This is a genomic window from Alteromonas sp. DYW1 (genome assembly GCF_059752595.1).
The window spans coordinates 317,188-331,903 of sequence record NZ_CM186038.1 but is presented as its reverse complement, the minus strand read 5'-3'; the positions used below and the strand labels follow the sequence as shown (position 1 = coordinate 331,903).

At 46.8% G+C, this 14,716-nt stretch carries 13 protein-coding genes; 6 read left to right on the top strand and 7 right to left on the bottom strand.

All coding sequences use genetic code 11. The annotated features are described in order from the left end of the window. Window positions 1–52: 52 nt before the first annotated feature. On the bottom strand, window positions 53–1,027 hold the full coding sequence (gene ppk2 / locus AC121Z_RS01510; protein WP_498126071.1) for a polyphosphate kinase 2: 975 nt from the start codon (window positions 1,025–1,027) through the stop codon (window positions 53–55). A gap of 230 nt (window positions 1,028–1,257) precedes the next feature. On the opposite strand from ppk2, the gene AC121Z_RS01505 reads away from it, so the two are divergent. Both AC121Z_RS01505 and AC121Z_RS01500 read left to right on the top strand, forming a co-directional pair. After that, entirely contained in the window at window positions 1,258–2,997 is a 1,740-nt protein-coding gene (locus AC121Z_RS01505) for an autotransporter assembly complex protein TamA (RefSeq protein ID WP_498126069.1), read from the top strand. Beyond that, the gene (locus tag AC121Z_RS01500; protein ID WP_498126067.1) at window positions 2,994–6,662 is read left to right on the top strand and encodes a translocation/assembly module TamB domain-containing protein; all 3,669 of its coding nucleotides are present in this window, start codon (window positions 2,994–2,996) and stop codon (window positions 6,660–6,662) included. Before AC121Z_RS01505 ends, AC121Z_RS01500 begins: the two co-directional genes overlap by 4 nt. Here AC121Z_RS01500 and can read toward each other — a convergent pair. Genes can through AC121Z_RS01485 form a run of 3 tightly spaced genes read right to left on the bottom strand, consistent with a single transcriptional unit; the run spans window position 6,659 to window position 8,310 of the window. Continuing rightward, a complete protein-coding gene (can, locus tag AC121Z_RS01495) occupies window positions 6,659–7,237 on the bottom strand; it encodes a carbonate dehydratase (protein ID WP_498126065.1) in 579 nt (192 codons plus the stop codon). The two genes, AC121Z_RS01500 and can, sit on opposite strands and share 4 nt — an antisense overlap. Continuing rightward, a complete protein-coding gene (locus tag AC121Z_RS01490; RefSeq protein ID WP_498126064.1) occupies window positions 7,224–7,826 on the bottom strand; it encodes a hypothetical protein in 603 nt (200 codons plus the stop codon). The genes can and AC121Z_RS01490 overlap by 14 nt, the downstream gene beginning before the upstream one ends. Further along, on the bottom strand, window positions 7,816–8,310 hold the full coding sequence (locus AC121Z_RS01485) for an RNA polymerase sigma factor (RefSeq protein ID WP_498126062.1): 495 nt from the start codon (window positions 8,308–8,310) through the stop codon (window positions 7,816–7,818). Before AC121Z_RS01485 ends, AC121Z_RS01490 begins: the two co-directional genes overlap by 11 nt. A 263-nt stretch (window positions 8,311–8,573) precedes the next feature. On the opposite strand from AC121Z_RS01485, the gene AC121Z_RS01480 reads away from it, so the two are divergent. The 3 genes from AC121Z_RS01480 to AC121Z_RS01470 all read left to right on the top strand — a co-directional run bounded on the left by AC121Z_RS01480 (window position 8,574) and on the right by AC121Z_RS01470 (window position 10,791). Continuing rightward, complete coding sequence (locus AC121Z_RS01480; RefSeq protein ID WP_498126061.1) at window positions 8,574–8,846, top strand: hypothetical protein; 273 nt, start codon at window positions 8,574–8,576, stop codon at window positions 8,844–8,846. A gap of 107 nt (window positions 8,847–8,953) precedes the next feature. Beyond that, entirely contained in the window at window positions 8,954–10,222 is a 1,269-nt protein-coding gene (locus tag AC121Z_RS01475; protein ID WP_498126060.1) for a GGDEF domain-containing protein, read from the top strand. Continuing rightward, complete coding sequence (locus tag AC121Z_RS01470) at window positions 10,219–10,791, top strand: carboxymuconolactone decarboxylase family protein (protein WP_498126058.1); 573 nt, start codon at window positions 10,219–10,221, stop codon at window positions 10,789–10,791. The genes AC121Z_RS01475 and AC121Z_RS01470 overlap by 4 nt, the downstream gene beginning before the upstream one ends. A 33-nt stretch (window positions 10,792–10,824) precedes the next feature. Here AC121Z_RS01470 and envZ read toward each other — a convergent pair whose 3' ends face one another. Both envZ and ompR read right to left on the bottom strand, forming a co-directional pair. Then, window positions 10,825–12,162 (bottom strand): two-component system sensor histidine kinase EnvZ, encoded by a 1,338-nt coding sequence (envZ, locus tag AC121Z_RS01465; RefSeq protein WP_498126056.1) that lies wholly within the window; start codon window positions 12,160–12,162, stop codon window positions 10,825–10,827. Between the two features lie 12 nt (window positions 12,163–12,174). Further along, window positions 12,175–12,903 carry an osmolarity response regulator transcription factor OmpR gene (gene ompR, locus AC121Z_RS01460; protein WP_498126054.1) on the bottom strand — a complete coding sequence of 243 codons (729 nt, stop codon included), beginning with the start codon at window positions 12,901–12,903 and terminating at the stop codon, window positions 12,175–12,177. A 123-nt stretch (window positions 12,904–13,026) separates the two neighbouring features. Between ompR and AC121Z_RS01455 the strand changes: the two genes are divergently transcribed. Then, window positions 13,027–13,743 carry an SGNH/GDSL hydrolase family protein gene (locus AC121Z_RS01455; RefSeq protein WP_498126052.1) on the top strand — a complete coding sequence of 239 codons (717 nt, stop codon included), beginning with the start codon at window positions 13,027–13,029 and terminating at the stop codon, window positions 13,741–13,743. Window positions 13,744–13,782: 39 nt separating this feature from the next. Here the strand turns inward: AC121Z_RS01455 and AC121Z_RS01450 are convergent, their stop codons facing one another. Next, window positions 13,783–14,685 carry a phosphoribulokinase gene (locus AC121Z_RS01450; protein WP_100657922.1) on the bottom strand — a complete coding sequence of 301 codons (903 nt, stop codon included), beginning with the start codon at window positions 14,683–14,685 and terminating at the stop codon, window positions 13,783–13,785. Window positions 14,686–14,716: the final 31 nt, after the last annotated feature.

The following is a 14,716-nucleotide window of genomic DNA, read 5'->3' as shown; positions in this document are numbered from 1 at the left end:
AGTAGTTTAGATGACATCGCTTTAGAAGGTTAGTTTTTAATACGCCTTTTATTTAGCGTTTGTGCTCTGGATGCAAACTTTTCCCAAGAATATGCTCATCAGTTGCAATGACCTTAGCCGCTCTACCAACAATTAATGGATCTGGCTTCTTAGCAACACGCGGATCTTTATTCGGATACGGCATGTGATGCAAAAAATGCTGCATACAATTAAGTCGGGCGCGCTTTTTGTCATCTGATTTGATGACTATCCACGGTGCATCAGCGGTATCAGTGTAGAAAAACATGGCTTCTTTAGCTTCGGTGTAGTCATCCCATTTTGCTTGGGCTAATTTATCAATAGGACTCAATTTCCATTGTTTCAGGGGATCAGTCTCACGCTTGAGGAACCGCCTTGTTTGTTCTTCCTGTGACACAGAAAACCAGAACTTGAAGAGCCGGATCCCACTGCGGGTAAGCATCCGTTCGAGCTCAGGTGCCTGACGCATAAATTCAAGGTACTCATTGGGCTCGCAAAATCCCATCACGCGCTCAACACCCGCTCGGTTATACCAACTGCGATCAAATAGCACAATTTCGCCAGCCGTTGGCAAGTGCTTTATATACCGTTGGAAATACCATTGGCCCGCCTCCTCATCACTCGGTTTTTCCAACGCAACAACACGCGCTCCACGAGGATTCATATGCTCCATGAAACGCTTGATTGTACCTCCTTTACCAGCAGCATCTCTGCCTTCGAAGAGCATAACCACACGTTGCCCGGTTTCCTTTACCCACTTTTGCAGTTTTAGCAGCTCAACTTGCAAAACCCGTTTGTGGGACTCGTAAAATTCACGGGTTATTTTTTGCTTATAGGGATAAGTTCCTGAGCGAAAAGACTCTTGGATATATGCTTCATTGTGGCGGCGCTCCGCTAACCCCATAGGTACAGCGCTACCGCTACCATTATGCTGGGCTGAGTCTCCTGCTTTGGCGAGCGTTGCCTCGCAAGCACTAGCCACCGAATTATGATTGTTTATTTTTTGCATGTTGACACCTCCTCTTTAGTGTACGTCAACGGAGAGAGCTTTATTGAACTGATCGTCGATGAATTGATGCAGATCAGGCATGGAACCAAACCTAAATCTTCCGGTCACAAAAATGGTCACCACGGCGATGCTACAACTTGCATATTTTATCCCGTGAATGCATACATTCTTGCCGAACGAGCATGTATACTCACTCCCTAGCCCAGAGCGAAGTAACTAAAGGAATTTTTTTGTTACGCATTACTCCTGTTTTGCTTGCAACAATGCGTGTACTGCTCATTTTGAGCTGCTGCACGGGCGCGGGTTTCGCGCAAACTGCAGACACGCAAATAGTTGTAAACGGTGTCAAACAACAAACTATTCTCGATAATATTCAACTGCACTTAGCCAACGTGGAGATTGATACATCATTAAGACCCGAACGTTTATGGCAAGAACCCATCGAGCAGGCGATTAACCAGGCAGTGAAGCCCTTTGGGTACTACACAACTGAGATGCGTGTTTTCCAAGAAAACGATACCGTAAATGTTAATATCGAACTTGGTGCACCGTTGATAATCGCTAATATTACGTTAGAAGTGATTGGCGAAGGGCGCTCTGACGCTTGGTTTTCCCAACGTTTCAAGCAGTTCCCGCTACAACTGGGCGAGCCTCTGCAGCAGCACTTGTATGATCAATTTAAGGCCGACATGCTGGCCACAGCTATCTCGCGCGGATATTTTGACTTTAAATGGCAGGCAGCAAGGCTAGATTTGGTCCGTGAAACCCATGCAGCGAATATCCTCCTGGTGGCTCAATCGGGTCAGCGTTATCGGTATGGTGAGTTGCGTATAAAAGGAGATGATATTGCACAAAGTATTATCTCACGAATTAATCCTTTAGAGCTTGGTGCCCCCTACCTCGCAGAAGAAATCAGCGAACTTAATCGTGTCATCAATAATACGGGGTATTTTAGCCGTGCCGTCGCACGCCCATTGGTGAGCGAAGCAATCGACAGTCATGTCCCTATCGAAGTAACGCTGGCGCACAAACCGCGCGACCTGTACGACTTAGGTGTTGGTTTTTCTAGTGATATTGGCGCGCAATTTAGCGCCAAATGGCAACGACCTTGGGTAAATTCACGGGGTCACAGTGTACAAGCTGATGTTTTCTTGTCAGCGCCTGAACAGTCATTAACGAGTAGTTATCGCATTCCCATGCGCGACGTCAATAATGATTATCTTTCATTACAAGCGGGATTCGAAAGTACGAATGAAAATGATACTCGCAGCGAGAGTCTAACGTTTGCTGCTCAGCGCTTTTGGAAGCCCAAAGGAACAGATTGGCAACAAAGCGTGTTTATTCGCTATCAGAATGAACGTTTTGCGCAAGCCTCAGATACTAAGCAAACTACACAGCTGGTATTGCCCGGCTATTCTATAAGCTTGTTCCGTTCTCGTGGTGGTTTGGATATCGACTGGGGTAATCGCACTGTACTTACGATAGAGGCTGGAGACGATGCATTGTTATCTGACATCGATGTGGCTCGCATCAGTGCACGTACCAAATGGATCCGATCGTTTGCCCAACACCGCTGGGTCGCACGTGCAGAAATTGGTGCAATTGCTGCATCAGACTTTAATCGAGTCCCAGCCAGTATGCGCTTTTTCGCCGGTGGTGATCAGAGTATTCGCGGATTCAACTATCGAACGCTGTCACCTAAGAATGCCGAAGGGGACCTTTTGGGTGCACGTTATTTGGCGGTAGCCAGTATTGAGTACGCCTACCCGATTGCCGACCAATGGCGACTGGCAACCTTCATCGATGCAGGGACTGCGACCAATGATTTTGAGCAAGATCTTGCATGGGGAACTGGCTTGGGAGTGCATTATTTGTCTGTGATAGGTCCAATAAGACTGTACCTCGCACGCGGTAAATTTAATGATGAAACCAACTATCAACTGCATTTCGCATTGGGGCCAGAATTATGATTTGGCTCCAACGTGTCCTGCTCAGTTTGGTGGTCCTAATTGCTGTTCTGCTAATTACGGCTTGGCTCGCAGTTAGCCGATTAGGCTCCGCCATGCTGCTTGACTATGCTGCGGGATACGTTGATGGGCTTACTATTGGTGAGATCAACGGCGGTCTGAGTTCAACCATAGAATTTACCGACATCCGCTATGCAACCAATGGACTTAGCGTCACTGCGGACACACTCAGCGCCACCTTAACTTGGCAATGCTTTCTGCAGTTTTCAGTCTGTGCCGAACAGGTTTCGACCTCCGGCGTTACGCTTACTCTGGCTAACTCAGACGCCACCAATGAGCGCGCACCTGCCACGGATAACACTATCACCCGCCTTCCCGTTTTAGTCGCAATCGATAAATTTGAGGCCATTGATACCACAATTAATTTAGCCGACAACACCCTGATTACATTAGCTCAATTGGATACTGAGTTACGCTTGTATCGGCGTTTTAGAGCATTATCACCGACCTTACATGCACTCAGCATCACATTGCCGAATAACGCAACGCAGACCGCGCAAGCAAGCTCTGCAGGGCCCTTCACACTTCCCGATATCTGGATACCCATCGATACGACAGTCGATCAGCTAAGCCTGACCGAGGCCTCGCTAAAGCAAGGGGAACAAGCATTCAGCCTTGAACAACTCAACCTCTCAACACGGTTTTCCGGTCACGCCATCGATGTTCAAACCCTGCAGCTTAGCAGTACGATGCTTAATATGAGCGTCAAGGGTAAGCTAAAAACGACGGACGATTACCCTTTGTCATTCGAGGTAAGCGCCGACGGTCGATACGCTGATATGCCATTTGCTGGACAACTTACTTTAGCCAACTCATTGGCCGATTTAGAGTTATCCCTCGTCACACAGCGACCACTTGAAAGCCAGACTCAAGGCACCATTCAGCCATTCACCGAGGCGCGAAATGCGGATATTGCCATTTCGTGGCAGCCTTTTACGCATAAAGAGTTGGCGCTGCCAAATGTGTTTGAAATTAGCCACGGTAAGTTATCCCTGCAAGGTGATAGTGCAAATTACCATCTGCGCGCAGCGACCGATGTTTCACTACCAGAAATACCAACCCCAATCAGTCTCAATCTTGACGCCGCATTAAATGCAACCCGCGTGCAACTGCGTAGCGTTAATGCGGAGCTACTCGATGGCAGCGTTGAGTTAAGTGGCGATTTACAACTTGCGGAGCAGCTGTCTTGGCTGCTATCCGCCGACATCCAGCAACTTGATCTGCAACGATTGCATGCAGATTATCCCCGTGATGTTAGCGGTAGCATAGCAGCCAGTGGCCAATTCAAAGACAAACAGCCGAATGTTAATGTTACCCAGCTAGACCTAACGGGTACACAATTAGATTATCCGCTGGCCGTAAAAGCCAGTGGCGCATACGCGGGTAATGCAGGAGTTGCCGTTAGTAGCTTTACCGTGTCCCATCTCAACAATCACGCGCAAGGTTTTGCAAGATTACTGCTCGACCGACGTATTGATGCTGATGTGATTGTGTCTATCCCAAGGCTTACCGACAGCATTAGCTCTCTCTCTGGTGAGCTCCGCGGGAACGTGATGGTTGCCGGAGACATCAAACGCCCTGAAGTCTCCGCCAATTTAACCGCTGGCAATATTGCAACACTTACGGATGAGCAATGGACCACACTTTTGCAACGGGCAGTATTAGAAGTAAAGGGGCGCAGCGACACCCCAACGGTAGCCTTGCACGCAGACTACCCTGCAGGTTCGCTCTCCAGCACAATAGATTTAAGTTTAACTGACGCTGCAGTCACTGCAACACCAAGAGAGCTTGCTATTAGCTATGCCGATAGTCTGTTCTCGCTACAACAATCGGTGGAGGTTACTTTCGATGTCACCCAGCAAAATATCAACTTAAGTGAAGCGTTATGTCTGCAGAATAGGCAACTCGCCGAGCTTTGTATTGTTAAGTTTGACCTCGCCAGCGAGACGATTGATTTTGTCGCGGAACTCGAGAATCTGACGGTAATAGAAGCATTAAACTGGTCACCAAGTCCCCTACTTGTCACCAACCCTTCCAGCGTCATCTCAGCCCGCGTCAGCGGCAAGTACTCTAACCATCAGGGTCTACAGGCAAATGCCGCAGCCAAAATCAGTGCTGGCCAATGGACGCTAGGCGAAAATAATAATTCAATCACTGTTGCAGCGGACGCTATTTCATTTACTGCACAACTTGCGGAGCAACAATTGCAGTTGGAGGCTTCACTCGCAGGCCCTGACATCGGTGATTTGAGTTTACAAAGCTGGCTCGACCTCAGTGCAGCGCAACCGCGAATTGATATGAACGTTGTGGCCCAACAATTTGATGTGTCACCGTTTGCGTTTGTAAGTCCGGAAATAAATCAGCTCAACGGTATGTTTGACGCTAACCTCTCCTTAAGCGGCGAATTCAAGCAACTTGCGATCAATGGTCAGTTAGTACTTACTGATGGCCTAATAGATATAGATAAAGCACCTGCCATACTTGAAGCGTGGGAGGCAAAGATTAACTTTAGTGGCCAAACTGCCGCTGTTGAAAGTGCATTTATTCTTGGTAGCGGTAATGGTTCACTTACCGGCGAACTGTATTGGCATGACGGGATTGCTTTGCAGGCAACCATTCAGGGCGATAAGTTAAATTTTAAACATCAGGACCTCGCACTCACTCTATCTCCGAATTTAACCGTTGATTATTCGCCTGCAGGACTGCAGCTGGTTGGCGACCTGAGTATTCCAAAAGCAAAGATTAAAGTCGATACAATACCGCAAGGCGCGATAAGCGAGTCTGCAGATGTCCACTTACGCGGAGAGCCCCCCCCAACATCCACTCTAGAAACGGCACTTGTGGATATTCAAATTAATATTGATCCTGACAACAATAAACAAGTCGAGCTCGATGCGTTTGGTTTAGAAGCCTTCTTAACGGGTGATCTACGCGTGACCAATCAACCGTCACTGAGTGCATTTGGCGATTTACAGATTGTCGATGGTGAATATCGCGCGTACGGGCAAGAACTTCTGATCCGCGCAGGAGACTTGCAATTTAATGGTGCGTTCAGTCAGCCACTGCTTTATATCGAGGCTATTCGCGATCCAGACTTAACCGAAGACGGCGTGATTGCAGGCATTCGGATCGATGGGCTAGCAAACCAACCGAGTATTCAGTTATTTTCTGAGCCCATGCTTGATCAAAGCCAAATGCTTGCGTACTTATTATCTGGGCGTGGCAATATAAATAGTGGTGACTCTAGCAATACCAATTACAGTAGCCTGTTATTTGGTTTGGGCGTGTCAAACAGTGAATCGTTAACCAGCAGCCTTGGTAATGCACTTGGCATCGATGATCTAAGGCTACAAAGTAAAGGCAGTGGTAGGAATACTCAGTTTTCTGTGAGCGGCAAACTCAACGAAGATTTAACCGTTGAGTATGGCGTGAATCTGGACTCAGTAAGCGAAGTGACCTTGCGCTATCAACTGTTACCTAAACTCTACTTAGAGGCTGTTAGCAGCTTATATGAATCGATTTTTGTGTACTACCGATTTAGTCGAGGTGAGGTGGTAAGGCGCGCCACCCAGTCTGCTGAGAGTGCTTCGAATGAGCCGGGGAGCTAGCCCAAGTCTTTAATTCGGCCATTGCGCAAACTGTAGATCCAGCTATGGATCTTTAACGATTGTTGGCGCGCTAGCGCATCTTGCACAATCGTAGTTTCACGCACATTTTCAGCTTGTGCAATCACATTCAATTCACACAATCGATTCGCTCGATCTGGCGCATTAAGCGCTGCTAGTTCACTTTCATGTTGACGATAGATATCCTTGATATGCGCCAGCCAATTATCAATTAACCCCAAATTTTGTTGCGTCAAGGCAGCTTCAACACCACCACAGCCATAATGACCACAAACAATAATGTGCTTCACTTTGAGTACATCAACTGCGTATTGCAACACCGACAAACAATTAAAATCCGTATGCACAACCATGTTTGCCACGTTACGGTGCACGAAAATTTCACCGGGTAGTAAATCAACGATTTGATTCGCAGGTACCCGGCTATCTGAACAACCAATCCACAGATAAACCGGCTTTTGTTGCCGTGAGAGTAAATCAAAAAATGTAGGATCAGCGGCCTGCGTGCGGGTTGCCCAAGCTTCATTGTTTTCAAGTAGACGTTTAATCTCTGGCATCTTCTAATCCTTGTTGTTGGGCTTTTAACTGCGCATATAGTTGAGTGAATTTTTGCGCCCGACGGCGGGCCCAAAACCACATGGGTAATAACAGTAAGAATGCCAAACTTATGCTTACCCCAGCCTTTTTCATCCAAACATCGTATGTCATCTCATTCGATAAACCGATTATCCCCCAAATGGCAACCACGGCTAACCCGCTGACCCAACAACTATGCTGGGTCACCCGGGCGATCTTTATATTGCTTTGAGTTTGTCTCAGCAACGAGGTTAAATGGGTTTTAACATCACTCGCGCCAATCGACTGAAATACAACGAAGCGACGTAAATACAGCAAATAACCGGCATATATTCCGCTAAAAATGATGACTGCCAGTAATGCAACAAAGACTAATGTGGAAAATCGTTCACGAAATACCAGCAGCAAGATCAAACTGACCACCACCGAAGCCACATCTAATCCAGCATAGAACCATTGTTTGCGGCGCATTTTTATAAGTGATTGTTTAACAACTTGTGCGTCTACCTCTGGCACCGGTTGTTTTAGCCACAAATCCGCAAGTTGTTTTTCAAAGGGATCATTGTGCATAGAATTTACTCTTTAGCTGCTGCTTTGCCCGATTTAACAGCACACCTACATTCGAGGGCGACAGCCCCAGAATTTCGGCAATATCATTATAATTAACACCTTCCATCGACAAGGTCATTACTTGACGGGCATTAATCGGCAAGTCGCGCACTAAAGTAACCAACTGATTAATTGCTTGCTGCTCAGCAAGAATGGACTCGGCACTGCGATGAGCAGTGTCTGGCAACTCAAACTCACTAATTTCCATCGCATTATTACTCGGCTCCCGCACTTGCTTATTAACATGGGTAACTGCGCGATTATGGGCGATCCGCAGTAAATAGGTTTTCAAACTGCTTTTATGCGAAAAAGCACTCATTGCTTGCCATACAGCAAGACATATCTCCTGGGTGAGTTCACGTTGCAATTCTGGGTCTGATTCATAAGTGGCTGCTACCCGCGACAACATTGAGCCGTACTCAGCTAACAGTGCTTCAAACGACATTGACAATGCCTTGTCCTCACTTCTGCGGCAACATCATTAATCGACTCCGTATAGTCGAGTGCTGCTGCCTAATCGCATGACTGCTGACAAAACTTATCAAATTCAAAAACTTCCCACTCCTGAAAAAATAAACCAATAAAAACAGAATGTTGAAGGAAAAACCATCCGTAAAGAAATTTTTTGCCGAGTTATTGTAATAATTTTCGAACACAACGGACTATACCGATAAACCGACTGATCCACACTGACGCAAGGAGAATATCATGTCAACGGTACTTGTTATTACACTATTTGTAGCGATCTGTAGTTTTAGCCTTTGGCTCTGCTGGCTTGATAAAGTCAATCATTGGCGCTTAGTCGACTGGCTCAACGGGCGTGTTAGCAATCCATTTATTGCCGCTAACAATGCAGGTCAATCAACCTCTTCGGAACACGCTGAAAATGAACTAGCCGCACTGCGTGAAAGAATTGAAGTGCTGGAAAGAATTGTTACTGAACCCAGCTATGAACTGAACCGTAAAATAAATGAGCTCTGATTTTTTATTAAAAAAATCATAACGTTACCCTTTAAGTTTAAAATAATGAAATGGTAAGACGTCTCGACTGGTCAATTATTGAACACTGCATCAACTTGGCCATTTCTATGACTTCATATTCTGCGAATGTTTTACTTCAGGATACCCTAAACAACCTCGACGACGCGGTTGTATTGTTTCCGGGTGAACCAAACAAAGCTATCACAAACACAAAGTTTCATGCGCTGCCTGAAGAGGTTATCCGCGGATTTATGCTGTCTAATGAAAGTACCATCAGTCACCATGCCGAAATGCTGGCGTCATACAATTTGGTGCTTCAGCCAATGCGACTCGCAAAAGGCAATGGCTATATTATTCGAGAAAAGTTACCGCCACAAACGCGGGCGCAGCAAACGCTGAAAGCGATCACTCGAGCATTGAAAGATAATCACGAGATATATACTTCTGCTGCTGCGGCGATTCAGAAAATTTTAGGCTGGCGCTGGGTGTCAATTTCACAGTTTATCACTCCTTCTAAACTGCAAGTAATGGCATTCGTGGATGGTGCACAACCGCACCAATTACCCTCTTATGAAATTGCGGGGACGCCTTGTGAAACAGTGGTTCGTTCCAAAGCTTTCACGCATTACGCTGATTTATCCGAGGCATTTCCTAACTATCTAGCGCTTCATGAAATGGGCGCAAAATCTTATGCAGGCCTTATCTATCGCGGTCATGACAACCAGCCTATTGGTCATATCATGGCGATGCATGATGCTCCCATTATTGATGCAGGTATTGCTGAAGAAGTCGTTACTATCGCGACTATTGCGCTGTCTGCACAATTCCAACTCAAACAAAAAGTATCCCAGCTTGCGGTTGCCGAGCAGCGAGCGAGAACGGATCCTTTAACCAATATTGGCAATCGTAAAGCGTTTGACGATGCCTTATTACAGGCTGAGCGCGACTATCAAACCAACGCTAGTGAATACAACTTAGCGGTCGTTGACCTCGACCGCCTCAAGCCCTTAAACGATCAATTAGGGCATGCCGCGGGTGATAAGTTTATCCAGTTGATGGCCAGTGAACTGAGCACACTTGGGCGTGATTCCGACCAAGCCTTTCGCATTGGTGGGGATGAGTTTGCTTTACTCTTCAGTAATTCTGGAGAAACGTTTCAACAGATCATTCGCCAACGTCTGGCGCGTGCCTTGCAACGAGTACGCAAGCACATGAAGTTTGATGTCGATGCGTCGATTGGATTTGCTTCACTACGTGAAGTAGATGGCAATACCCAGCGCTGCTACAAACTGGCTGATCAACGCATGTATGCTGAGAAAAAAAGCCATCACCGACATATAGAAAAAATCATTCCTATTGCGAGGAAGTTATCATGAGCAATTTCCTTCAAATACCGTTTCATGAGGCAGACCCTGAACTGCAAAAGTTTTATCAAGAAGTAACCGTTAGCATGGGTGAACGGAATTTCCCAAACTGGTTGACGCATATGGGTGCAATGCCAAACGTAGCGAGAGGCTGTTGGGGACTACTGAAATCGATCATTGTCGAAGGGCAACTTTCGCCCTTGCTACAAGACTTAATCCTGTTCACTGTCGCCTACCATCGAACGGTACCCTACTGCATGGCGTTACACGGCAGTAACTTAATCCGTATGACCGGAACGCTGACTTTCACCGAATTGCATGAAATTGCGCAAGGGAAGAGCCACGGATTTATCCCGCCCAAATATCAAACCGCAATCAACGTCGCGAGTACATTAGCGACCACCCAATGTTCACTATCGGAATCTGATTTCAAGTGTTTGCTGCAAGCCGGGTTTAACCACGTAGAAGCGCAAGAGATCACATTACTCGTGTCAGTGGGGCTATTTTTTAATACCTATACCTTTGCTGCTGATTTGCCTGTCGATGAAAAGATAGCCAAGCAAATGGCAACGGCGCACTAGCAGAATATAGCGGAGATATGCTTCCTCTAATTACTACTGTTGATGGTGGGAGACCACAGGTAATGTGAAGCAAACGTTCAATCCGCCGCCACTGTGATTTTCAATAGTAATTTCGCCGCCATGCATATCAATAATGCGTTTAGTGATTGCGAGCCCTAATCCCGAACCGGTACTCCCGTGAGCGGCGCCACGCGCTTTGTCACCGCGGACAAACGGTGAAAACAGGGATTCTATGTCAGCATCTTCGATCCCTGCCCCAAAGTCTCGCACACAGCAAATAATCATGGTTCCTCGAGTGTCCAATGTGGTACTGATGGTGATATCTGCACTGCCGTACTTAAAGGCATTTTCAATCAGGTTATCCAGCACACGTTTAATTGCAATCTTGCGCATAAAGGTTTTGGGTAATTCCGTTAAATGCAGCTCAATGTGATGATCTTCATCCAAATGCCGAACATTGACCAACTCATTAATAATTGCGTTTAGATCTTCTAGTTCCCGCTGTTCACTATGATCCAAGCGGGCGTAATCAATAAATTGATCAATAATATCGTTCATGTCTTCAATATCATGCACGATGCCGTCTTTAACCCAATCTTGGTCTTCGGGTAGCATTTCCGTAGCGAGACGAATACGCGTTAATGGTGTGCGCAAATCATGCGAGATGCCTGCGGTCATCAACGTGCGATCATCCTCCAATTGCTTGATCCCCTTTGACATCCGATTAAAGGCCTTGGTCACAGCCATTAACTCACTGGTACCCTCCTCCGCTAAGGGTTTTGGGAAATGTCCTCGCCCAACATCCATGGCCGCAGCCTCAAGCGCTTGCAAAGGACGATTTAAGCGCCGCACGAAGAGCCAGCCACCTAGTACGCTCAGCACTCCAATCACCATTAACACAATTGTGATAGGTGGCAAATCACCGCTTGATACGCCTTGCATCGGTAAGACAAACCATGTGTTAGCCGCACGCGGGGTATTTACCCATACCACCCAATTTTCCCCCCTTGCATCGTCCTCCAGAACGCCAATCATTACGGTGGCATTGGTTTCCAAGCGTCGCGATACCGCATTTGAAATAAACGAGTAATAGGTTGCTTCTGCTAGTCCTTGTGCATCAGCCTGAGCTCGGGTAAAAAAATGAATGTCGGTGAGCTCCGAAAAGGCTTGTTTATCTGCGTCATCACGCAAATGGATCTCTTCGTGTAAAATCACGTTCACTTGGTCAGCAATCAAACCACTGATTTGTTGGTAGCTGGGGCGCACAAAATAGTAAGCAACGCCCAGATAAGACACAACTTGGTTGATCAGCAATAATGCGCCGATCAAAAAGACGGTTTGCCCAAACGCACTTTTAGGGAATATTCGCATGCAGAGTGTTAATTATTCTCCAGGCACTGAACCGTCCGGCACAAATACATATCCCAATCCCCACACTGTTTGAATGTACCGCGGATTCGCTGGATCAACCTCCAACATGCGGCGCAAACGCGAGACCTGAACATCAATGCTACGTTCCAATGCACTATAATCTCGCCCGCGTGCAAGATTCATCAACTTATCACGTGACAGCGGCTCGCGCGGGTGAGTAACCAAAGACTTAAGCACCGCAAATTCGCCACTGGTTAAACTTAATGGCTTACCATCATCACTCATCTCTCGGGTGGCAAGATTGAGCTTGTAGCTACCGAACTCAACAATCTGCTCCGACTGGCTCGGCGCGCCGGGAGCTTCTGACGCCTTGCGACGTAATACAGCTTTCGCTCGGGCAAGTAATTCTCTCGGATTAAATGGCTTAGGAAGATAATCATCGGCGCCCATTTCGAGCCCAATAATTCGGTCGACTTCATCACCCTTAGCAGTCAGCATGATGATCGGTATGTCGTTTTCTTTTTGCCGTAAACGACGACAAATGGAAAGTCCGTCTTCGCCCGGCAACATCAGATCGAGCACAATAAGATGAAAATTTTCGCGTTCCAGAAGACGGTCCATTTGCTCGGCATTGGCAGCCGTTCTTACTTGATAGCCTTGTTCAACCAAATAACGTTCGAGCAATGCGCGTAAGCGCATATCATCGTCTACGACTAAAATTTTGGAAGTTTCTTGCCCCATAGTGATATCCATCTAAATGCTTAACCAGACTATAAAGGATCACGCTGAAACAAAAAAGTCGGTGCTATCGACAATCTTTAGCTGGAGTGTTACAACCTGTGTCAAACATGAGGTATAAACTGCATGCTGCATTACCTGCGCCTTTTATTGCTAGCTCCCATATTGATATACCAAGGCAAACGCGTACGCAAAATCACACCGGTGTTACCTGAGCCTGAAGGAAAGCGCCAATGGGGCTGTCCGCGAGCAAAACACCAAATTCTCTTATTAGGCGATTCCTCTGCTGCTGGCGTCGGTACCACGGATCAAGCGAACGCATTATTAGGTCAACTGGCACATCAGTTGAGTGCCTATGATGTGGCTATAACTCTACTCGCCCAAACGGGCGCGACCAGCGCAGATGGCCGACGCTGGTTACACCAGATAGCCACACAATCCTACACTGCTGTGATCACTGTATTTGGGGTGAATCACGTTGTTGCCAATCACACTCAACAGCGCTGGATTAAAGAGCAAAATGCCTTATTTACTGACATCCAACACTTGTTTGATGGGGCTAAAATATTTGCCTGTGGATTACCGCCAATGCACTACTTTTTGGCTTTACCGCAACCACTTAGATGGTGCTTAGGAAGGCGAGCCAAGGCATTTGACAATGCACTTAAGCGGCTAACTGGAGCACATCCTCGTGTCCATTATTGTGCGATTGAAGTTTCGCAATCCCCAGCGATACTGGCTCTGGATGGTTTCCATCCGAGTGAACAGGGATACCAGGTATGGAGTCAACAATTAGCTGACCAAATAATTGACACTCTGAGCCTAGAGGGTATTACCCAGTGACATCGATTGCGTCAGTTGGACTCCACGCTATTGCACAGTTTAACGATCTTGTAGCCAGTCGACCTGAAACCCTGCGCGGCGTTTTTTCTCAAGCAATTCTTCTATCAGCGGAGTCAAAATGAGCTCCATTGCGAGTCCCATTTTACCGCCCGGTACAACCAGTGTATTGATACGCGACATAAAAGCACCATCAATCATTTGCAGCAAATAAGGGAAATCAACATTACGCATTTCACGACGAAAACGCACGACAACAAAACTTTCGTCTTGGCTGGGAATTTCACGGGCACTGAAAGGGTTAGACGTATCGACTGTTGGCACGCGCTGGAAATTAACGTGGGTGCGCGAGAATTGTGGCGTTATATAATGAAAATAGTCATCCAGGCTACGCACAATACTACTCATGACCGCCTCGCGAGAGTGGCCACGGTCGGTTGTATCACGCACAATTTTTTGGATCCATTCCAGATTCACAATCGGGACCATGCCTACCAGCAAATCCACATGTTGCGCAACGTCTGCTTCATCGGTTGCTACGCCACCATGCAACCCTTCATAAAACAGTAAATCGGTATTTTCCGGCAAATCCTGCCAAGGGGTAAAAGTTCCAGGCATCTGGTTAAACGGTACCGCTTCATCAAAGGTATGCAAATATTGACGAAATTTACCTCGCCCAGTTTCAGCATATTCTTTAAACAGATTTTCCAACATCACAAAGTCGTTAGCTTTTGGACCGAAATAGCTGATATGCCGCCCCTGCTCTTGCGCCTTGCGAATTTCCACTTCCATTTCCGGACGGGTAAAACGATGAAAGCTGTCGCCGGCAACGGACGCAGAGTTAACCGAAAGGTTGCGAAAGATATGCCGTATTGCATTCGTAGTGGTTGTCGTGCCCGCGCCTGACGAACCGGTGATAGCGATGATCGGATGCTTTACTGACATAGTACTCTAGTGCGTGCTTTGGGGGGATTAG